This is a genomic window from Nostoc sp. (assembly GCF_036917515.1).
Lineage (GTDB): Bacteria > Cyanobacteriota > Cyanobacteriia > Cyanobacteriales > Nostocaceae > Nostoc.
In genome coordinates this window covers 1-18,373 of record NZ_JBALDE010000004.1, presented here as the reverse complement: position 1 = coordinate 18,373, position 18,373 = coordinate 1, and the positions used below count along the sequence as shown (strand labels likewise).

At 43.6% G+C, this 18,373-nt stretch carries 26 protein-coding genes and 5 pseudogenes; 20 read left to right on the top strand and 11 right to left on the bottom strand.

Annotated elements, in window-relative coordinates; genetic code table 11:
• The first annotated feature begins 96 nt into the window (after positions 1–96).
• Positions 97–570: a hypothetical protein gene (locus V7K89_RS00390; RefSeq protein ID WP_335183775.1), complete on the top strand. Its 474-nt coding sequence runs from the start codon at positions 97–99 to the stop codon at positions 568–570.
• A gap of 89 nt (positions 571–659) precedes the next feature.
• Here the strand turns inward: V7K89_RS00390 and V7K89_RS00385 are convergent, their stop codons facing one another.
• From V7K89_RS00385 to V7K89_RS35680, 5 genes and pseudogenes are all read right to left on the bottom strand, one after another.
• On the bottom strand, positions 660–851 hold the full coding sequence (locus V7K89_RS00385; protein ID WP_335183774.1) for a hypothetical protein: 192 nt from the start codon (positions 849–851) through the stop codon (positions 660–662).
• 99 nt (positions 852–950) lie between these two features.
• Entirely contained in the window at positions 951–1,109 is a 159-nt protein-coding gene (locus tag V7K89_RS00380; RefSeq protein ID WP_335183773.1) for a hypothetical protein, read from the bottom strand.
• 344 nt (positions 1,110–1,453) lie between these two features.
• A pseudogene (locus V7K89_RS35690) lies at positions 1,454–1,921 on the bottom strand (transposase family protein).
• A gap of 37 nt (positions 1,922–1,958) precedes the next feature.
• Positions 1,959–2,141: a helix-turn-helix domain-containing protein gene (locus tag V7K89_RS35685; protein WP_442941536.1), complete on the bottom strand. Its 183-nt coding sequence runs from the start codon at positions 2,139–2,141 to the stop codon at positions 1,959–1,961.
• Positions 2,084–2,341 carry a hypothetical protein gene (locus V7K89_RS35680; RefSeq protein WP_442941537.1) on the bottom strand — a complete coding sequence of 86 codons (258 nt, stop codon included), beginning with the start codon at positions 2,339–2,341 and terminating at the stop codon, positions 2,084–2,086. Before V7K89_RS35680 ends, V7K89_RS35685 begins: the two co-directional genes overlap by 58 nt.
• Positions 2,342–2,915: 574 nt before the next feature.
• On the opposite strand from V7K89_RS35680, the gene V7K89_RS00370 reads away from it, so the two are divergent.
• The 13 genes and pseudogenes from V7K89_RS00370 (at position 2,916) to V7K89_RS00310 (ending at position 10,393) form a co-directional block, all read left to right on the top strand.
• The gene (locus tag V7K89_RS00370; RefSeq protein ID WP_335183772.1) at positions 2,916–3,368 is read left to right on the top strand and encodes a cupin domain-containing protein; all 453 of its coding nucleotides are present in this window, start codon (positions 2,916–2,918) and stop codon (positions 3,366–3,368) included.
• Positions 3,369–3,488: 120 nt separating this feature from the next.
• Positions 3,489–3,902 (top strand): nuclear transport factor 2 family protein, encoded by a 414-nt coding sequence (locus tag V7K89_RS00365; protein ID WP_335183771.1) that lies wholly within the window; start codon positions 3,489–3,491, stop codon positions 3,900–3,902.
• Positions 3,903–3,935: 33 nt separating this feature from the next.
• Positions 3,936–4,109, top strand: a complete 174-nt coding sequence (locus V7K89_RS00360) for a hypothetical protein (protein ID WP_335183770.1) — start codon at positions 3,936–3,938, stop codon at positions 4,107–4,109.
• Between the two features lie 116 nt (positions 4,110–4,225).
• Complete coding sequence (locus tag V7K89_RS00355) at positions 4,226–4,519, top strand: hypothetical protein (protein ID WP_335183769.1); 294 nt, start codon at positions 4,226–4,228, stop codon at positions 4,517–4,519.
• Positions 4,417–5,607, top strand: coding sequence for an FAD-binding oxidoreductase (locus V7K89_RS00350; protein ID WP_335183776.1), 1,191 nt, complete (start codon positions 4,417–4,419; stop codon positions 5,605–5,607). Before V7K89_RS00355 ends, V7K89_RS00350 begins: the two co-directional genes overlap by 103 nt.
• A gap of 193 nt (positions 5,608–5,800) precedes the next feature.
• Positions 5,801–6,280 carry a cupin domain-containing protein gene (locus V7K89_RS00345; RefSeq protein WP_335183768.1) on the top strand — a complete coding sequence of 160 codons (480 nt, stop codon included), beginning with the start codon at positions 5,801–5,803 and terminating at the stop codon, positions 6,278–6,280.
• 118 nt (positions 6,281–6,398) lie between these two features.
• Positions 6,399–6,992, top strand: coding sequence for an ester cyclase (locus tag V7K89_RS00340; protein WP_335183767.1), 594 nt, complete (start codon positions 6,399–6,401; stop codon positions 6,990–6,992).
• A gap of 88 nt (positions 6,993–7,080) precedes the next feature.
• Positions 7,081–7,440, top strand: a complete 360-nt coding sequence (locus V7K89_RS00335; protein ID WP_335183766.1) for a nuclear transport factor 2 family protein — start codon at positions 7,081–7,083, stop codon at positions 7,438–7,440.
• 492 nt (positions 7,441–7,932) lie between these two features.
• Positions 7,933–8,229 carry a hypothetical protein gene (locus tag V7K89_RS00330; RefSeq protein ID WP_335183765.1) on the top strand — a complete coding sequence of 99 codons (297 nt, stop codon included), beginning with the start codon at positions 7,933–7,935 and terminating at the stop codon, positions 8,227–8,229.
• Positions 8,199–8,369: a hypothetical protein gene (locus V7K89_RS00325; protein ID WP_335183764.1), complete on the top strand. Its 171-nt coding sequence runs from the start codon at positions 8,199–8,201 to the stop codon at positions 8,367–8,369. Before V7K89_RS00330 ends, V7K89_RS00325 begins: the two co-directional genes overlap by 31 nt.
• A gap of 54 nt (positions 8,370–8,423) precedes the next feature.
• Positions 8,424–8,561 carry a hypothetical protein gene (locus tag V7K89_RS00320; RefSeq protein ID WP_335183763.1) on the top strand — a complete coding sequence of 46 codons (138 nt, stop codon included), beginning with the start codon at positions 8,424–8,426 and terminating at the stop codon, positions 8,559–8,561.
• 60 nt (positions 8,562–8,621) lie between these two features.
• A complete protein-coding gene (locus V7K89_RS00315; protein WP_335183762.1) occupies positions 8,622–9,686 on the top strand; it encodes an HlyD family secretion protein in 1,065 nt (354 codons plus the stop codon).
• Between the two features lie 329 nt (positions 9,687–10,015).
• Positions 10,016–10,393, top strand: a pseudogene (locus V7K89_RS00310) (DMT family transporter).
• Between the two features lie 327 nt (positions 10,394–10,720).
• Here the strand turns inward: V7K89_RS00310 and V7K89_RS00305 are convergent.
• Positions 10,721–11,845 (bottom strand): L-dopachrome tautomerase-related protein, encoded by a 1,125-nt coding sequence (locus tag V7K89_RS00305; RefSeq protein ID WP_335183761.1) that lies wholly within the window; start codon positions 11,843–11,845, stop codon positions 10,721–10,723.
• 950 nt (positions 11,846–12,795) lie between these two features.
• On the opposite strand from V7K89_RS00305, the gene V7K89_RS00300 reads away from it, so the two are divergent.
• Positions 12,796–13,047 (top strand): alpha/beta fold hydrolase, encoded by a 252-nt coding sequence (locus tag V7K89_RS00300; protein ID WP_335183760.1) that lies wholly within the window; start codon positions 12,796–12,798, stop codon positions 13,045–13,047.
• A gap of 36 nt (positions 13,048–13,083) precedes the next feature.
• Positions 13,084–13,245: a hypothetical protein gene (locus tag V7K89_RS00295; RefSeq protein ID WP_335183759.1), complete on the top strand. Its 162-nt coding sequence runs from the start codon at positions 13,084–13,086 to the stop codon at positions 13,243–13,245.
• A gap of 11 nt (positions 13,246–13,256) precedes the next feature.
• Here the strand turns inward: V7K89_RS00295 and V7K89_RS00290 are convergent, their stop codons facing one another.
• Positions 13,257–13,406, bottom strand: a complete 150-nt coding sequence (locus V7K89_RS00290; RefSeq protein WP_335183758.1) for a hypothetical protein — start codon at positions 13,404–13,406, stop codon at positions 13,257–13,259.
• Positions 13,407–13,506: 100 nt separating this feature from the next.
• On the opposite strand from V7K89_RS00290, the gene V7K89_RS00285 reads away from it, so the two are divergent.
• The gene (locus V7K89_RS00285) at positions 13,507–13,629 is read left to right on the top strand and encodes a hypothetical protein (RefSeq protein WP_335183757.1); all 123 of its coding nucleotides are present in this window, start codon (positions 13,507–13,509) and stop codon (positions 13,627–13,629) included.
• 8 nt (positions 13,630–13,637) lie between these two features.
• Here V7K89_RS00285 and V7K89_RS00280 read toward each other — a convergent pair whose 3' ends face one another.
• A complete protein-coding gene (locus V7K89_RS00280) occupies positions 13,638–13,850 on the bottom strand; it encodes a hypothetical protein (protein WP_335183756.1) in 213 nt (70 codons plus the stop codon).
• Positions 13,851–13,928: 78 nt separating this feature from the next.
• On the opposite strand from V7K89_RS00280, the gene V7K89_RS00275 reads away from it, so the two are divergent.
• Positions 13,929–14,174, top strand: a complete 246-nt coding sequence (locus tag V7K89_RS00275; RefSeq protein WP_335183755.1) for a hypothetical protein — start codon at positions 13,929–13,931, stop codon at positions 14,172–14,174.
• 395 nt (positions 14,175–14,569) lie between these two features.
• On the opposite strand, the gene V7K89_RS00270 is transcribed toward V7K89_RS00275, so the two are convergent.
• Positions 14,570–14,764 (bottom strand): hypothetical protein, encoded by a 195-nt coding sequence (locus V7K89_RS00270; protein ID WP_335183754.1) that lies wholly within the window; start codon positions 14,762–14,764, stop codon positions 14,570–14,572.
• Between the two features lie 117 nt (positions 14,765–14,881).
• Positions 14,882–15,130, bottom strand: a pseudogene (locus V7K89_RS00265) (alpha-D-glucose phosphate-specific phosphoglucomutase); the annotation flags it as partial.
• 603 nt (positions 15,131–15,733) lie between these two features.
• Between V7K89_RS00265 and V7K89_RS00260 the strand changes: the two are divergent.
• On the top strand, positions 15,734–17,245 hold the full coding sequence (locus V7K89_RS00260) for a glycosyltransferase (RefSeq protein ID WP_335183753.1): 1,512 nt from the start codon (positions 15,734–15,736) through the stop codon (positions 17,243–17,245).
• 595 nt (positions 17,246–17,840) lie between these two features.
• Positions 17,841–17,993, top strand: a pseudogene (locus V7K89_RS00255) (transposase); the annotation flags it as partial.
• 117 nt (positions 17,994–18,110) lie between these two features.
• On the opposite strand, the pseudogene V7K89_RS00250 reads toward V7K89_RS00255, so the two are convergent.
• A pseudogene (locus tag V7K89_RS00250) lies at positions 18,111–18,373 on the bottom strand (hypothetical protein); the annotation flags it as partial.

Below are 18,373 nucleotides of genomic sequence, written 5' to 3'. Positions count from 1 at the left end.
GAGAGTTCAACCTTTTGTACTTTTAATGACAAATGGTTGGGTTAGTTATATACGGGCTGGATACCGGGATTCACTAACCAACGAATCGCACTGTGTATGACGACTCATTCTCTTCAGGCGGATTCCACGTTTTGGGACGTTGCGCGATCGGTCAAATCTCAACTCTCACAAATTGACATTGCCCAGCAGTTAGTCGAGGAGCGTCAACTTCGACAACCCACAATGGCAAATCTCACCAATGCCACCGCTTTTGTTGAAGCAGCGCAATCGCAATATCTCTGTCAACTGAACGTCACAAATCTCGGTCGCATCGATATGGCTCAACAATACGGCAACATTCGGATTGAAGCACTCCATGCACCTGCTGTCACATCAGGTGTGGTAGGGCGGAATGTTGGAGTTGCGACCTTGGGCGATCGTCTTGCCCTGACGCTTTCATCTACACCACTGATTGATGTTGATCGGGCTCAGAGCGAACGGGCTGCAACTGCCTTTTTATCGGTAGGAATCAAGCATTTAGAGCTTGCAGTAGCACAGGAAGTTGCATCCAAAGCTACCTGGCGCACATAACACAATATTAGAATTCTTGCAAAAGTGTTTTATGGTATGATTAAAGCTTTGGCAATTTATGAAGTCTAAGGCTATGTGTTTGTATTGGCTTAATTAACAGAGTTAAAGCCATCTACAAGACCGTCGAAAAAGTCCTTGGCATCTTGCTTGAATTCCTCCCAGGAATAGCCGCCCATAATTTTTAGTAAATCTTGAGTGTCAACATCAAGCAAGGAATCAACAGTATCAACATCAAGCAAGAAATCTACAGTAATATCTTTGATCACGATTTTAGGTTTCATGGTTAAATCCTGTACAGTAAAAACGAGAAAAAGTTAGTTCAAAAATGAATGGTTGCTGGATAATAAAATATTGATTTAGTAAATTATCCATGAATCAATTCAAATCAATTCGGCAGCAATTCCTAGAAGAATACCTATGTATCGACCAATGTTGTAACTGTTTTCACCACCTCCAATTACTGCATTTATTTGTGAAATAGATAGAGGTTCTATTTGGTTTTTGTCTCGTTGTAAGTCAGAAATTTTAATAACAGACATGAAATTAATTCTCAATTCAAGTGTTTTTGAGTAACCGGAACATATTTGTTTTTTGATGTTCACGATTTATTTTTATTTTACCTATTTATTTATTTTAAAGTAAAATTTATTATATAAATAAAGGACAAAATTGTTACATTTTAGGAACTAAAAAATAGTGTTGTATACACTACTTTTTTTAGTTAGCGATTAATTTTTATTTTAGCTATTAAATTTCCAGGTAAAATTAATCATGTAAAGGACAAAATTGTTACATTTTAGGACGTTCAATTGGGCTTTTTGTAACATCAACTATCACTACTTGTAACTGATAATAGGTCTAATAGACCTCTTGCAAAAGTCGCTCAGACAAATTCGTTTTGGGGGAGGTGAAGCTCGTAGTTGTAAAGAGCAGCAATCAGATTAAACCTCAAACTAAATCTTTTTTGGCGATTTCTGTAAGTCAGGGATAAAATTTTAAATATCTTCAGCTTGCGATTGACATGCTCACCTAAAACTCTGATACTAGCTAATTCTTGATTACTCTTTTTATCTTCACAAGTTAACGTACCTCCTCTAGGTTTTTTCTTGGGAATCCGACTATTTGCATGTAGTTTTTGAATCCCTTGATAATCCTTATCTCCCAAGCATTATATGTCTTCTCTCAACCTAAATTTACTGTTTTTAAATATACGAAAATCATGCTCTCTACCCTTACCATGAGCGGTACAGATGATTTGACCATTCGCTTGGTCTACCACTACCTGTGACTTCAATGTATGCTGTTTCTTTTTCCCACTATAGAACTTTTTTGTTTTTTTTAGGGCGTTCAATCGGACTTTCTGTTACATCAACTACTACTACTTCTAACTAATAATTAGAAGTAGTGAGTTTTTTCTTGCCTGCAAGCGTAAATATCCAAGATTTCATGAGCGTATCTTCTATTTTTCGGATAATTCGGTAAGCTGTAGACTCATTTATTCCCCAGGATTGACCTATATGAAAGTAGGTACGGTACTCTCCGGAGGCGGAGCGTCTCCGGCTCCGCTCCAATATTCCAATGTCATCAACAATTGGTCTTCTAAGCTTAATTTACCTGGTCTTCCTGTTTTCTGTTTTGGCTGACTGTGCGTAGGCGCAGCCCGTCGTAGACATCGCAGTACCTCCAGCATCTGGTTAAAAGTATCTGGCCTCACACCACACAAGCGTTTAAAGTCTTCTGACTTTAGACTCTTTACCTGTTCGTAGGTCATTGATGCTACCCAACTCTAACCTACTTGTCCCACGCATTTAGGACTTTTGCAAGAGGTCTATTCTTTAGAATATCAATCTTACTGTGGCGGGAAAATAAACTGAGCAATGGTTGAAATTTCAGGAGAAGCATAGCTTGATGATGAAGCTTTCTGCTTGCCTTCGGTAAACCCATAAGAATCTGATAAATCATTGTAAGAATCTGAAAGAAGTTAAGCATTGGAACTCAGTACTCTTTAAATAGAAAGCACCAAGAGATTCCTGCGGACAGCACCGCATATACCTGTAATAAATGCGATCATTGAATTCTCTTATGCATCTATCAAACTCCAGCAAATCATGCAGCAACTGAGTTACATGATTCAAGTTGCTACAAACCCAATTGCGATCGCCTACGGCGGGCGGGTACGCCATCGCGACAGTCACACAAAGTTAGAGGTCAAATCATGAGCCAATCAGCAGATTTCTTTGTTCGTAGCGCAGTCCCGGAAACGACCCGATCTTATATGGGCGGTCTGTTGACTTTTCTGGCAACGTCTGCTGAGACCGGAAACCGCTCCTTTCTTTCTTCTAGAGGTGCGGACGGTACCAGGAGCCGAGCCACCGCCCCATCTCCACTATGAACAGGATGAGGTGTTTTACATTCTCGAAGGCGAGATCGAGGTGTACTGCATGGGTCAGGTGAGAATAGCGCGGGCGGGCGAAATGGTCTTCTTCCCCCGAATGCAGGCGCACGCATTCTACTTCCTGTCGCCCCTCCGTTTCCTGGCTTTGGTGCAACCGGGAGGCATAGACGGGTACTTTGAAGCAATGTCAACTCCAGCGACCAGCATGGAAATCCCAGCAAACGCAACCACTTACGCGGACTCCGATCCTGCTCCCGCGTTAGCGAAGCTTAACGAAGTTATCGCGCTGGCTGCCAAGTACGGAGTCAAAATGCTGACTTTAGAAGAAACGGCGGAACTGTTGCCTCAATACCCCGGTTTCGGAGTGCCGCGACTGGGGCTAGAAGTATCACCACTAAGGTAATGATCTACTAGACCTGTGGATACCTCTGCCACAAGAGTGAAAGAATTGACCCAAGAAAAATTCTTGCAACACAACCCTAGTCATAAATAAACTTCAAGTAAATTGATGGAGGATAATCTAATGCAATCAAAACTAAATACAATCGAGGACATTCTTGATACTCACCTAGCATTAATGGCTACAGATACCGAAGCCTGGGCAGATCTACTCGCTGAAGATGTCATTGTGGACTTTCCGTATGCGCCTTCCCTTGGTAGACCAGGACGATTAGAAGGCAAATCTGCCGCATACAACCATATTAAAACAGCACTCACTCAAATGCAAAATTTGACATTTTCCAATGTGCGTAAATATCCAACGACAGACCCAAATGTTCTCTGGGCTGAGCTGCATGGATCAGCTCTAATTCCTAGTACGGGTCGTCATTATGAACAAGATTATGTCGTTCGACTAAAAGTCAAAGATGGCAAGACTGTCTACTACAGTGAATATTGGAACCCTCTTGCTCTGACGGATGCCTTCGACAACATCTGAAATTTTACTGCCGGGTAATAAGGTAAGGTAGAGATGAAAATTGTCATTGCTGCCGTTGCTGTGTTCTCCTCAAACGATCGCCGATCTGAACGCGATCGCCTCAAACGCTGGACAATAAGAACTGAGGAAGTCACTCGTCCCTTTCCTGTCGCCCACCCTCCATTTCCTTGCTTTGGTGCAACCGGGAGGTGTGGACGGGTACTTTGAAGCAATGTCAACTCCAGCGACCAGCATAGAAATCCCAGCAAACGCAACCATCTACGCGGACTCCGATCCTGCTCCTGCGTTAGCGTAATCAATTTACAACATGGAAAGGAGAAACTATGACAGTTACGCCTAGTCAGAACAGAACTTTGTTCAACGAACTTGCAGCAGTGCTCAGAGGAGGTCAGCTTCTTTTCCCAGATGACGCTGCCTATGAACAGGTGCGCCAACTCTGGAATGGCAGGGTGAAGACCCGACCCGCTGCGATCGCTCGTTGTTTGACTGTACAAGATGTCATTCACACGATTCGCTGGACACGCGCACATGGGCTGCCCCTCTTCGAGGTGCTGGACACAAAATTTTCGGGCGATCGCTGCGCGAGAATGGCATCGCGATCGACTTGTCCCAGATGACAGCCGTCACGATTGATCCAGTTGCGCGCACAGCCCAAATTCAAGCTGGAGCAACGGCTGGCGACCTGATCGAGGCAGCAGAGAAACATGGGTTGGCGACAGCCACAGGAACCATCTCCAGCGTTGGCATGACAGGACTGACCCTGGGAGGAGGCTATGGCCCGCTGAACGGTGCTTATGGATTGGTTGCCGATAACTTGCTCTCAGCACAAGTGGTAATAGCCGATGGGCAACTTGTGACCGCAAATACCCAGGAACATGCAGACCTGCTTTGGGGACTGCGTGGAGGCGGAGGCAACTTTGGCGTCGTCGTTTCTCTAGAGTATCGCCTGCATCCGCTTACGACAGTGTTATCGGGTTTGCTGCTGTATCCTCTAGACCAAGCTAGAGCAGTGTTACAGCATTTGAACGAGTTCATCGCTACAGCACCCGATGAATTGACGGTTCAGTCCGGATTTATCCAAACACCCGATGGCGTGACAGTTCTGTTTCTCTCACCCACCTATTGTGGTTTGCTCGAAGCGGGTGAGCAGGCGATCGCACCCCTGCGTACCTTTGGCACTTTGCTAGTCGATCAGGTGCAACCCGTCACCTACAACGACCTGATTCACAGCAGCGATGCACTTACGCCTAGCGGTCGGCACTACTACATCCAAACGCGATCGCTCAGTGGTTTCCAGACAAAGGCGATCGAGGCGCTGATTGAACAGGGATTGCCATTTTCTTCTCCATTTTCAATGATCGCGATCCATAACTTTCATGGAGCGGCGAGTCGCGTGGGTGTGTCTGAGACCGCTTTTGCGTTACGTCAGGATCATCTAATGGTTGAGCTGACCGCAGCTTGGGAACCCCAGTCTCCCGACGACGAGCAGCGGCATATTCAATGGGCACAAAACATCTCACGCTCCCTTTCACCATACGCCTTCAAAGGGGGATATATCAATCTTTTGGATGAGAAAGAGCAGGAGCGTGTTCCGCTTGCCTTCGGGTCGAACTATGAGCGCTTGCTCGACCTCAAACGAAAATACGATCCAGACGATGTTTTTCATTCGACGATCGGACATCTTGCATTACAGCACAACAATTAGCTGCTCTGAAAATGGAACAGTTTAAGTGATTCACCGGAATGCCCCCAAAGCAAATTTGCTAACACCTTAAGAATCTGACAAATCGTTGTAAGAATCTGAAAGCAATTAAGCATTGCGACTTACTACGCTTTAGATATACCAAACAGAATTGGTAAGGACTCGATCTTTACCAACTATTGAACTATTAAAAGAGATGACGATAATGACTTCTCATGAAGTATTGCTTAAGCCAGGTCAAGGAAATTCTCTTTCAGTTGTGGGAGATATTTTCACATTCAAGGCAGTGAGCGAAGACACCAATGGGCAATACACACTCGTCGAGTTGCGAGTTGATCCTGAAATTGGACCGCCGCCACATATTCACCACCGAGAAGATGAAGCGTTCTATATCCAAGAGGGCGAACTAGAATTTCAACTCGGCGATCAAACGGTGATTGCTACTCCTGGAACCTTTCTCTATTCGCCGAAGGGACATCTGCATACCTTTAAGAACATCACTAACCAACGCGCCAAGATGTTGGTCTGGTATATGCCTGCGGGAATTGAGAAATTCTTTGCCGAAGTCGGTGTTCCAGTAGACGACCCGGACGCGCCATCACGCCCAGCCACTCCGGAAGCGGTCGAGCGAATTTTGGCAGCAGCACCCAAGTACGGCATCGAATTCATCGTGTGAATTAGAGCATGGCTCATCTCACTAGTTGTTACGCTTTTCTACACAAGGACTTAGACGTAATGAGAAAGCAATTGAAACTCAATACACTTTAAATAGATAGAACCAGGAGTACACCAACATGGTCAAACAGCAAAACGTGGACGAACAAGCAAATGGAAAAGCGATCGCCAACCTGACACCAGCCCAGGAGTTTTTGCAAGAACTCTGGGAAGAACATCTGCGGCACGAGTTTGACACTCACAACACTGAAGATACACTCGCCACGATGGTTGAGGATGCTTACGTTAACGACATTCCGGTAATGACTGGGGGAGTAGGGAAACCAGCACTGCACGAGTTTTATTCCAAATACTTCATTTCACACATGCCGCCGGACATGGAGCTGACCCCAATCTCGCGCACGATTGGAACCGATCGGCTTGTCGATGAAATGATGGTTAAGTTCACTCATACCATCCGAATGGACTGGATGCTACCTGGCATTGCTCCGACAGGCAAACGGGTTGAAGTGGCAGTGGTAGCGATCGTTCAGTTCCGTGACGACAAACTGGCCCACGAACACATCTACTGGGATCAGGCGAGTGTATTGGTTCAACTCGGCTTGCTCGATCCTAGTAAGTTACCCGTTGTAGGCGTTGAAAGTGCGCGTAAGGCACTCGATCCGAGCCTACCCTCAAACGCACTGATCGAACGCGCCAGCGATCACAACTAAGTAGACGCATAAATCAGGGGGACAACTCCTGGGCTTAGGTATTCACTTAGGCGCGGCTTACTTTGTCATCATACTCAAAGGAGAAATCATGAAATCCGGCCAAAGCATTGTCGTAAAGCGACTGCAACAAGCACAGAACGCGCATGACCTGGAAGCGTTTTTAGCCTGTTTTACATCTAACTTTCAGGGTGAACAACCAGCCCATCCTGAGAAGGCTGTACACGGAGTTGAGCATGTCCGTAAGAATTGGTCTACCATGTTTGACGACATCCCAGACTTTCACTCCGAGTTACTCCGTTCGGCAGTTGAGGGTGATACAGCCTGGGCTGAGTGGTACTGGTTTGGTACCCGTTGTGATGGCACACGGTTTGGGATGCGCGGAGCGACCATTCTTGGCATCCAAGCGGATCAGATTGAGTGGGCACGCTTATACATGGAACCTGTGTAAGCGGGTTCTGTCACGAATACTTTCTAGTAGCAAACGATCTTTGTCAATCGTGTTGCTTTAAGCACTATTCGTCAAAAGACACAGGGGAGCAGGGGGGAGAGGCTGAGACGGAGCTTGTACTCCACACCAGCCAAGCAGACAAAGAAGGACAGAGCTTCATACCCCCGATCGAGCTCCACGCAGAAGGGAAGGGCTTGCTCAAGAAAGCTCCCTGCCCTTTTTCGTCTGCCTCTTCGGTAAGAGATTAAGATTGGATACCGTTTGTCAATCAGCAATAGTACTCAAAATATGCCTGAAATCGGGATCGGAAACACAATTTTTAAGCAGGCGATCGCCTTCTTTAGCAGCAGCGCCGAAGCATAGCATCGAATTCTTAACCTGAATTAGAAACGAAGAAGATCATGTCTCAAACAGTGGAAATACCACAGGTATCGAAAATTGAGGTCATGGCATCCGGTCTAGACAGTCCGCGTAAGCTGAGTTTTGGTCCTGATGGGGCACTGTATATTGCTGAAACTGGATGTGGCGGAACTGGAGTTTACTCCAGGCGGAACGGGCGCATCTCTGTTCTATGTCGCAACGGGGGCGATTACTCTCATTCAAAACAAAGATGCGGAACGAGTCGTCACTGGACTCCCCTCACTTGCATTGCTGAATGGAACCGATACAATCGGGGTCAGTGATATTGAGTTTGATGCTGATGGAAATGCTTATGCGATTATCGGTCTTGCTAGCGATCCAGCGAATCGAGATACCCTGTGCTCCAAGTGCCTGATGTTAGTCAGTTGATTGCGATCAATAGTTTTGAAGATGACGGTTGCTGGACAAGACTCAGGGATTTTGGTGCATATGAGCAAGCCAACAATCCTGATGGGCAAAACGTCGATACGAATCCCGGATTTCTCACCACATCTCTCAAAGCCTTATAAAACCTAGATTTATGCGTTTGGGACTGTACTAAAATCATTAGCCGCGAAAAAAGCTTGAAATCGTTTCTGAGTAAAGATTACGAGATAGGCGATCGCAACTTTGGCAGCGCCAATTTGAGGTGTTCTGAAGCTGAGGATGAAGCTTTCTTAAGAGCAATTATGCATTTAAGTAATATTTGCCGTATTCTGTAAACAGACTCTTTAGTAGTGCCAATATTTATACTGAAATCTGGAATTAGATAAATATCACTGATGAAACTTAAAAATTTTTTTCAACAGTCCCAACAAGTTACTAGATTATCAGAACAAAAGACTCCCGTTGTGCCACAACAGGAGCCAACTAACACTTCTAGTGAATCAAACAATGCTTTTAAGGAAAGATTATCACCTCCTTGGGTTCGGCATCTGCTATTACTTACAGGATTGGGAGTGTTGTTTAGTGTAATTGCAGCTTATATAGCTAATTATGCTTATGAGCAATGGCAATATATGCAAAAATATCTAGAAACTGATAATGCTTATGTTAGCGCAGAGATTAACCCTGTGATTAGTCGTGTATCAGGAATAGTCACTGAAATTAGATTCAATGATAATCAAATGGTATCTCCAGGCATGGTATTAGTGAAACTTGATAAAAGCAACTATCAATTATCTTTGGCACGGGCAAAAGCATCTTTAGAATTAGCTAAACAGCAAGCAGCATTAGCACAAGAGAAAATTCCCAAAATTGCTATTGAGATTCCATCACCACAACCAGTTCCTGAAAATAAAAAAGCTCAAATACAACAACAAGCTTTCAGAAAAAAAAGAACTTTACAACTACAAATCCTAAATCAGCAAAAGAAGATAAATGAGCAACAATATAAGGTAGCTAACGCTACTTTTGCTCAAAAGCAGCTAGAGGTAACAAAAGCACAACTGGAGTTGAACTATACTAATATTGCGACTTTGACTGGTGGAGTAATTGGGAATAAAAATGTACAGGTAGGACAGCAGGTTCTTCCAGGGCAAACTCTTTTATCAATAATACAACCACATCCTTGGATTATTGCCTATTTTCCCGAAAAGCAGTTAGAAAAAATACAGCCAGAGCAAAAGGTAAAAATTACAGTTTCAGCCTTTGCTAATCGGCAGTTTCAAGGCAAGGTAGATAGTATCGCTTTTATGCCACAAGATAATCTGACAACCAATTCAGCTTCTAGTAATTCACTACATGAAATTCCCGTCAAGATTCTGTTTGATCGCTCAAGTATTCAAGGTTACGAATCTCGATTTACTCCGGGAATGTCAGCAGTTGTAAAAGTTGAAACTAAGTAAAACTTCTTCAAATAGCTGATTAATAAGTTTTTGAATATTTTTAGCAAAGTACCAATTAGGGCATCCTTAATAGCGACATATCGCTTGGTTGGGTTTCATAGTTAATTCAATGCCATAGGAACAGTTGACTTGACTGACTCGTGCTTGTGCAATTTATTAAACCAATTTCCTAAGTTCAGTAGACCGAAAAGTTTTGAAAGTTAACGAAATCATCAGGGTTTGTGGCGATGCTTTTCGGCTTTCCGTCACGACCACAGGCGTAGACGCTTTCTCGGCTTGTCGTAGACATCACTCTATTTATTCATCCAGAACTCCCAACTTAGGCTGGGATTAATAGTCAATTGGTACGGAACCTGGGTCATCCCATCCTGGCATCCATTGTCTCTTTCATGGTAGGAACGGTGGCACTGCTACTCTATACTTTCGTGCTTTGCATCAAATTCCCTACAGTTAGCATCGCAATACAGATTCTTTGGTATCTCTAGATTGGGGAATTACTCGGCGCGATCATTATTTCAGCAACGATTATTATGGCACCCGTACTGGGTGCAGCAACGATGATTGGATTGATTGTCGCAGGTCAAATGTTAGCCTCCATCTTCATCGATCAATTTGGCTTAGTCGGTTCCATATACCTGATTAGCTCCTTGCGGACTGTAGGTGCCATTTTCTTGATAGTCGGTGTGTTTTTAATCCAGCGATCTTAGCGTGTAAGATATGGGCTTCATACTTAGTTTGCTCCCGATAGAGATAGCGCTGGGGTGTGGTGCTAGAGTTTGAGGACGTTGACGCACAGAAATTTGGTCAGTTGATTTCATCTGCGCCTGATTGCGTGGAGTGGATGGGATGAGTTGTCTACTTTGTACGATCGTCCTTGTGCTATTTTCTTTGCATAAAACGCTTTCGTCTTGTTAAAAAACAAGTAAATAGGCATTGTTGGATACAGATGCATCCCTAGCAATTCACAACAGCATACAGCCAGTAGTTATGGTAAGCAGTACTTTTGAGGCATGAGAACGATAAAATAAAAATAGCTATTTTGGCAGCAAAGCAACTGGTTGGGCATCGATTCGAGTTCGGAACAGACTATAAGGTTTCTGGCGCAGGTCTTTTCCTTGGTGATATCTGGCTTGACGATGCAGCTGATTAGCTGTGAAGTAAAGATAACCATCTTTTGCCACTGATAGAGTATCTGGCCAAAGAACACGCGGGTCATGAATCAGGGGCTCAATCATTCCCTGCTGATTGCGGCGAAAAATAGCGTTTTGTTCATAGTTCGTCAGATATACTCGGTTATTCGCATCCGATTCCAGTCCATCAGAACCCCCACCCTTATCACCGTGATCTTCGACTGTTGCTGCAACCTGTGCATCAGTCATTTGTTGATTAGAAAGTGCATCAACACTAACACTGTAGAGTTTGCGGCTTGCGAGTGGGCAATAAAATAGACGAGAACCGTCTGCACTGATAGCAATGCCATCCGAACCTAACTTGATATAACTAGGAGGTTGGTTAGCTGGTCGGCTCATCAGAGGTTGACCTTCAACGCTTGGCAAGAAATTCCGCTCTGCTTTGGTAGAAAGATGATCGTTGAGCCGTCGCCAACTTTTACCACTGGCTAAATCAACAACAATGATGCCATTTGCACCCTTATCAGATGAGTCAGTAATAAACGCCATACCTGATTTACCCCGCCGCAGGTCAAAGCGCACATCATTCAAATATGTCGTTGGCAAGGCAACTTCTTGAGGAAAAAGAATAGTCTTAAAAATGCGATTTTGCTTCAGGTCAACACCAATTAGTTTTGGACCACCGTAGGAGGTCGGTGCAAATTCTATGCTTCCAGTATCCACAATCCAAAGGCGGTCTAGTGGATCAACAACAACACTTTGAACAGAAACTAGCGATTTGGACTGTTCGCTGCTGTTAGGTCGATTGATTTGGGCATTTGGGTAGGCTACTGCACGACCATTCTTAATCTCTGCAACTGTAAAGTCTACTGAATCACCCCACCGGGGAAAGTTAACAAAAATCCGCCCACTTTGAGACACACTAACTCCTGTTAACATTGGACCACTAAAAGCAGCAACTTGCTCTATATTGCCAATCGTCTTTGCTTGCGGTAATTTTGTGCTACTTTTTGCCGCAAGCGATGGCATATAATAAACCAATGCGAGCGCGCAGCCAATTAACAATCCAAGAAGTACTTTTAGCGTTCTCAACAACTTTTTGCCTCTAACACAACTTCATAATCTTAAAAAACCAGTAATTTTTTTGACTCTAGCAAACGACAGATTCAATTAGTTCTTTTTTTACTTGACATTTCTACACCTCTTTTTGATGCTATGTTTGGGGTTTTCATGCTGTATCCCAGAGTCGGCTACGGAGTGCGCTCAACAACTGTGGCGGTATCGTCCTGATGTGTCTATGCACGTCTGGGTTGCGCCGCGTCCATTAAGACCGTTTGAAATGGTAAAGCCTTATGAGCTACCAGGTTTTGCAGTATTTCTGTCACATGGACTATCTTTGTTTAAAGTATTGAAAGAATTGCCTTGACAACTTCCCTTAGTCAACAGCCAATCTTGACAACGTATATTCACAAAGGTTAGGGAGTCACACCGATTTTACTACTGCACGGCTTCGACAGTTCTATCCTAAAGTTTCGTTTGCTGTTGTCATTACTTGCTGCTCAAAATGAAACATGGGCAGTAGATTTATTAGGTTTTGCTTTACACAAAGACAAAAAGAAATCCAATACAATCTAAATACCATCAAAATTCACCTGTACAAATTTTGGAAAACTTTAATCAATCAACCTATCATACTAGTGGGTGCATCAATGCGAGATGCTACTGCGATTGACTTTACTCTCACTTATCCATAAGTTGTAAAAACACTCGTATTGATTAACAGTTTGGGTTATACTTGTGCCCCTACTTGGAGCAAGTACTTATTTCCTCCTTTTGATTCTTTGGCTGTAGAATACCTACGTCAACGACACATCTTGGCATTAAATATCAGGAGTATTTTACCTAATTTAGAGCCAAAAATCTTGTTAGCTATTCAATATGCAATGCTGCATCAATAAATGATTGGTAGGCATGAAGCTATGATTTATTATGTCAAAAGTGGAGGTTATAGTGAGTTGGCGGATTCAATTGCTCAAGTTGACAAATCAACACTGATTTTATGGGGAGAAACTGATGATATGCTTCCACCAAAAGATGCAGAAAAATTCCATCAAGATATTGCCCATTCTCGGCTAATCAAGCTGAAAAATTGTGGTAATACCCTCCAAATTGAACAGCCACAAATGACATCTCAACATATTTTTCAGTTTTTGGATTATGGAAAACTATAATTATATTGACAAATATAATACGGCAGTACTTAGAAAATGCTGACTTTTATCAAAAACTTGTTTCAAAAGTTGGCAACGCTATTGGGGTTGCTGATGGTGAGCCAATATGGAACGGATATCTGGGGAAGTGGCAAGTCTGGGTTAGCTTTACTTCGGGTTTGTAAATCTGTGGTGTGCGATTGGCTGGTGGTAGTTTAGCTAACAGTAGTTTACTGCAAATCAAAACCGTTACTATGAGTCGGTGATTGTGCAAGTTCTGAGTTTAGGGCAAATAATCTCTGTCGCCTTGCCCTTAAAAAAACAATTGTGTGTTCGTTATTTCCTCCATCTCCTAAAGTTACTCGTTTATGGATGCTCATTTTTTCCATATCCCTGACGGTATTCTCAAAGAAATACGATTTATGTCCACAGTCGGAACGAAAGGATAATGGATACACTTCTATTGCCTTCTTTTACGCCATGATAAACACTCCCAAATACTACCATGCTCAAATCCAGAGCAGCGATCGCTATCAAGTCGGTGCTTGGGCTATCGCACTCCTAAACACATTTTTGGGGTTGGCAGACCACGGGAGCAAGTAAATTATTCTTCAATTGGTGTTTGTTTTTTGCTGCGAAAAACTTGCTTCTGATGTTAAAGTCTCTTCTAATACATCTAGAATTGCGTGTGGATTTGTAGGGGACTTGATCGTTTGGGCTTCTGGGTCAGAGCGATTTTTGATATTGGGAATATCCTGGCGTAATTCCTCAACTAGGGCAATGAGTTTTGCAATTTTTTGCTCAGAGGTTGTTTGAAAAGTCATGATTGATGTATTACAGCAATTTTCAGATAATTGAACCACATATTCAAGTAGAATCAAGAGATAATATTGTATTAATAAATGCCAGTATTTTACTCAAAGGATTTGCGTGAGCGTGTGATTATGGCGTGGGAAGCGAAAGAAGGGTCTCAACGCAAGTTGGCGCAAAGATTTAAGGTGAGTTTGTCATTTGTAAGAAACCTACTACGTCAGTATCGGGCAAATGGACAAATCGAGGCAAAACGACGTGAGGGATACCAAAAGCCAACAAGTATTGGGGAGGGAACTGGATTTTTCGGTTTCTCCCCAATACATCGGGGGGATTAAGGGGAGTGATTAAAATCACAGCCAACCACTTTTCAAACAACCTCTCAGACAGCAGGTTGAGTTAAGTTGATCTGGAAAAAGCATTGGTAGTCTTTATTGCTTTGTGGACTCCTCCAATTTACTAACTTAAGTTTTGGTTATAAATCTATACTTTGAGGCAGAAGAAAAAGATAAAACTACCCACAGGTAGATTTGATGCATGATTGGCACGCACCTCTTCGTTGAAGCGATCGCTCATGATATCTTTCTCACTACCTCCAAGCGCACACCAATACCTACGTTTATTTTCGAGTACATTATATCTTATGGTTTGTAAGTTGGAGCCGGTGGCGAGACAAGTGCTAGGGCTGCGCTTTCGCAAAGCAATGAGGAATGGGGTAAAGCATCCTTGATCCTTAAGCGTTGTGGGTATCTTTGAGTCCTTCAGTAGCAGACCACTCGACAACTTCGTATTCCAGAATGACAATACCTGGAATCTCGGAAACTGTTTCTGGTTGTGCGACTATTTGGCGCTTGGGCAGTTTAACAACCTTCGCTACAACGACAGCAGCTTTAACAGTAGAAGCATTCCACGGAGATCGCCCCGGCAACTGCTTGCTAAAAAATGCTTGAAACCCAGATATATCAAGAAACTAGGTAAAGCGATGTCAAAGTCTCTCTGTATATACATTTGAGGTATTTTTATGGCTACTTTTTGTCTAAGTCCCACTAGCAGACAAGATGATGCCACCAAGAGCTTGGTACTTGCGAATAATTGCAGAAGTCGCAGGAGTAGACAAAATTCCCTGTTGACCAACTTTAATGCGCCCAGTGCCATTGGCCGCAGCCATTTTCAAAATGATTTAAATGGCTTGGCGATTGTAATAACGACTATCACCACCCAAAACTAGAGTTTGAAAGCGCAAGTCCCCTACAGAATCGAAGATGGATTGGATAAAATTTTCCAGGTAGTGGGGCTACAACATCATTGATTTTTAAAACTAAACAAAACCGTGCGATCGCCTTCAACTGTACAACTCACCCCATCCACTGTATCCCTACGGGAGCATCTGTGACCAATTGAGCAAATCTGTCTGGATTTACCGACTCGAACTTCAGCATCACGCCCCAACGCTCATTAGTGTACTGAGTAATTCTCTCACCTGTTCCACCGATTGTTCTATCCGTTCAATAACTAGTCGAGCGTAATACTTTAACATGGACTGAATCCTACACCACAGTTTAATAGCTTTACAGCCTATAATCCTTCTTATTTTTCACGGCTTTCAACTTGACAAGAGAGAGTGCGATTCGGATAAAGCAGTTTATGTCATTTGGTATATGTGAGCGAACAGCAGTAGTGATTAACTTAAGAATTAGGAAAATGTGCCAATCAGTTGGGTGTGCGTCAAAAGGATCTGTACAAGCTGTTTAAGTTACTTTTTGATGGCACTCATGCCCAGTCTGACTGCGTGCACTGTTGAGTCTTGGGAAGCTGGGGAGGCTCGCCAAGCTTTGCGTGCTGCCGTCTTCAGGCAGAAGTTTAAACGCAAAAATTAACCTGTATTAGGAAGTGGGCGATGCACATTGGATTTCTCAACCCTCAAGGTAACTTTGATTTAGGTAATAGTCATATAACGGAACATTCAGATTTTGGGGGTCAGCTGATCTACGTCAAGCAACTCGCCATAGCCATAGCTCAAAAGGGTCACAAAGTTGATATTCTCACCCGCCAAATTATTGACCCAGAGTGGCCAGAGTTTTCTGAAGAGTTTGACACTTATCCAGACGTTGATAACGTCCGCATCATCCGGTTACCAGCAGGTCCAAAAGAATTTTTATCTAAAGAATTTTTATGGTCTCATTTGATTAGTGATTGGGTACCCAACATCCTGAAATTTTATCAACAGCAGGGTGGGTTACCTGATGCGATGACTGCCCACTACGGTGATGGGGGGCTGTGTGGCGTTTTGATTGAGGAGAAGACAGGTATACCTTTCACGTTTACTGCTCATTCTCTCGGTGCCCAAAAGATGGACAAACTGGAGGTGACTCCAAAGAATCTAGCACAAATAGATGAACAATTCCATTTTCGATACCGCATCTTAGCTGAACGCCTGAGCATGAATTACTCGGCGATGAATATCACCAGTACAAAACAGGAACGCTTTGAACAGTACTCTCATCAAGTTTATCGTGATGCAGTGGACGTAAATAACGACAGCCACTTTGCAGTGATTCCACCAGGAGTAGATTTCTCAATCTTCGATACTAACAGACGTTCCCAAAATGAAGAAGATATCTATCAACTGATTCAGGAGCGATTAGCACGGGATATCGCTGAGTTCCGTCGAGATTTGCCCGTTATCTTAGCATCCAGTAGATTAGAGGCTAAAAAAAACCTATTAGGGCTAGTGCAAGCTTTTGCAATCAGTCAAACACTTCAGGAACGAGCTAACTTAGTTCTGCTGACAGGGGGGCTAGACGATCCGCTACGCAATAAGGCTAGCGACGACATGACCGAAGAGGTATTAGCACCCATCCGGGAGGTGATTGAAGAAAACGACTTGTGGAGCAAGATCAGTGCTTTTAGTTTATTAGATCAATCGCAAGAGTCACTAGCTGCAACCTATCGCTTTATGGCTAAACGCCGCTCGGTGTTTGCGCTGACTGCACTCTATGAACCCTTTGGGTTGGCTCCCTTAGAAGCGGCCGCTGCTGGGTTGCCAGTAGTAGCAACTCACAATGGCGGCCCAAGCGAGAGCTTGCAACAGGGAGATAGCGAATATGGCGTACTTGTTGAGCCAGAAGACCCTGCCGATATTGCGCGGGGCTTAGAGCAGTTGCTGTGCGATGAACAACAGTGGCAACATTTTGCCCAAGCTGGTCACCAGCGAGTACTGAAGATTTACACTTGGGAAACAACAGCCCAAAGCTACCTGAGTGTGATCGAGCAAATTGTGTCTTCACCACAAGTACGCCGTCAGCCTCGACGACTGCCAATTCATCCCTACTTTCTTAATCTACAACCCAATACTGATATCTCCCTCTTAGAATTGAGCAGCCTCTACTTTGATTCTCACCAAAATTGACCAACTGCACCTGCCGCTTGAGCAAAGGAGACACTACGTAATATCATCTCAGACTGAAGAATTTACTATTGGCATCGAAGAGGAATATCAAATTATCAATCTGACGACACGAAAACTGAGGGGAGCGTGTGGAGTAGATTCTGCCAAAAGCCCAGAAAGCACTTGGCTCTGAGGTAGAGCCAGAAGCCCAGCAATCGCAGATAGAAATTGGTACACCCATTTGTAGAACACTTGCAGATGTACGCTCTGAGCTTGTTCGTTTGCAGTACGAAGTGATTGCGGCGGCTGTTAAGTACACGTCACCATAAAAAAGGTGCAGAAATTAAGCTGCGCTCGCAAGGTCGGTCTATTTGGGGCGTAGAATTGGAACCTGAATTTTTTTTATGCTTTTAACAAACGCTTCATCTCTTGGGGCTTTCGGTGATAACCACAAATGATGTCGCCAAGGTTTTAATTTATGACTACTTAAAATTCGTCGAACAGTAGACGTTTGGGTAGATCAAGGCTATTCGGGAGAAAACTTTGCTCAAGCAGTCAAGCTTTTTTTTGCGGCGAACAGGTTTGTGTTGAGGTAATTCAACGGCACTCGAAAACATTTGAGCGATTGCCGAAACGATGGATTGTAGAACGCACATTCGGCTGGCTGAATCGATTTCGGCGTTTGAGTAAGGATTACGAGTTGTACACACAGTTAAGTGAAGCTATGAGGGAGGAACGCGATTTTCTGAAGTCGGGCAAAAACGAGTGACGATGCTCCACTCCAGAGGACGCGATCGCGAAAACATAGCTTTCAGTAAAATGTATAAAATATTTAAGCACTGCTGGGATTAAGGAAAGAATCGAAAATAGAGTTACAAAAATTGTCCTAACTGCCGGTTATTAATTGACATCGCAGATGTAACATAATCTCTGCGTTATCTTGAAGCCAAAATTTACTGTTCCCTTTCATGCGTAAGTTAACAGCTTGACGAATTAAACTCTCAACTGCACCGCTACTCAGGGGTAGCTGATGCGCTGCGACTAATTGATAGTTTAATATAGCAGTTCCTGCTTGAGTGCAATACAGTATGGGATGATGGAGTATATCAACGTCTAAGTGCCTGTAGAATGAAACCTTACTCCTGTGAT

Excerpts from the sequence above, each read along its gene's own strand:
- V7K89_RS00390 (WP_335183775.1), top strand. The coding sequence starts at position 97 with ATGACGACTCATTCTCTTCAGGCGGATTCCACGTTTTGGGACGTTGCG.
- V7K89_RS00385 (WP_335183774.1), bottom strand. The coding sequence starts at position 851 with ATGAAACCTAAAATCGTGATCAAAGATATTACTGTAGATTTCTTGCTT.
- V7K89_RS00380 (WP_335183773.1), bottom strand. The coding sequence starts at position 1,109 with ATGTCTGTTATTAAAATTTCTGACTTACAACGAGACAAAAACCAAATA.
- V7K89_RS35680 (WP_442941537.1), bottom strand. The coding sequence starts at position 2,341 with ATGACCTACGAACAGGTAAAGAGTCTAAAGTCAGAAGACTTTAAACGC.
- V7K89_RS00365 (WP_335183771.1), top strand. The coding sequence starts at position 3,489 with ATGCAATCAAAACTAAATACAATCGAGGACATTCTTGATACTCACCTA.
- V7K89_RS00360 (WP_335183770.1), top strand. The coding sequence starts at position 3,936 with ATGAAAATTGTCATTGCTGCCGTTGCTGTGTTCTCCTCAAACGATCGC.
- V7K89_RS00355 (WP_335183769.1), top strand. The coding sequence starts at position 4,226 with ATGACAGTTACGCCTAGTCAGAACAGAACTTTGTTCAACGAACTTGCA.
- V7K89_RS00345 (WP_335183768.1), top strand. The coding sequence starts at position 5,801 with ATGACGATAATGACTTCTCATGAAGTATTGCTTAAGCCAGGTCAAGGA.
- V7K89_RS00340 (WP_335183767.1), top strand. The coding sequence starts at position 6,399 with ATGGTCAAACAGCAAAACGTGGACGAACAAGCAAATGGAAAAGCGATC.
- V7K89_RS00335 (WP_335183766.1), top strand. The coding sequence starts at position 7,081 with ATGAAATCCGGCCAAAGCATTGTCGTAAAGCGACTGCAACAAGCACAG.
- V7K89_RS00330 (WP_335183765.1), top strand. The coding sequence starts at position 7,933 with ATGGGGCACTGTATATTGCTGAAACTGGATGTGGCGGAACTGGAGTTT.
- V7K89_RS00315 (WP_335183762.1), top strand. The coding sequence starts at position 8,622 with ATGAAACTTAAAAATTTTTTTCAACAGTCCCAACAAGTTACTAGATTA.
- V7K89_RS00305 (WP_335183761.1), bottom strand. The coding sequence starts at position 11,845 with ATGCCATCGCTTGCGGCAAAAAGTAGCACAAAATTACCGCAAGCAAAG.
- V7K89_RS00300 (WP_335183760.1), top strand. The coding sequence starts at position 12,796 with ATGATTTATTATGTCAAAAGTGGAGGTTATAGTGAGTTGGCGGATTCA.
- V7K89_RS00295 (WP_335183759.1), top strand. The coding sequence starts at position 13,084 with ATGCTGACTTTTATCAAAAACTTGTTTCAAAAGTTGGCAACGCTATTG.
- V7K89_RS00290 (WP_335183758.1), bottom strand. The coding sequence starts at position 13,406 with ATGAGCATCCATAAACGAGTAACTTTAGGAGATGGAGGAAATAACGAA.
- V7K89_RS00285 (WP_335183757.1), top strand. The coding sequence starts at position 13,507 with ATGATAAACACTCCCAAATACTACCATGCTCAAATCCAGAGCAGCGAT.
- V7K89_RS00280 (WP_335183756.1), bottom strand. The coding sequence starts at position 13,850 with ATGACTTTTCAAACAACCTCTGAGCAAAAAATTGCAAAACTCATTGCC.
- V7K89_RS00275 (WP_335183755.1), top strand. The coding sequence starts at position 13,929 with ATGCCAGTATTTTACTCAAAGGATTTGCGTGAGCGTGTGATTATGGCG.
- V7K89_RS00260 (WP_335183753.1), top strand. The coding sequence starts at position 15,734 with ATGCACATTGGATTTCTCAACCCTCAAGGTAACTTTGATTTAGGTAAT.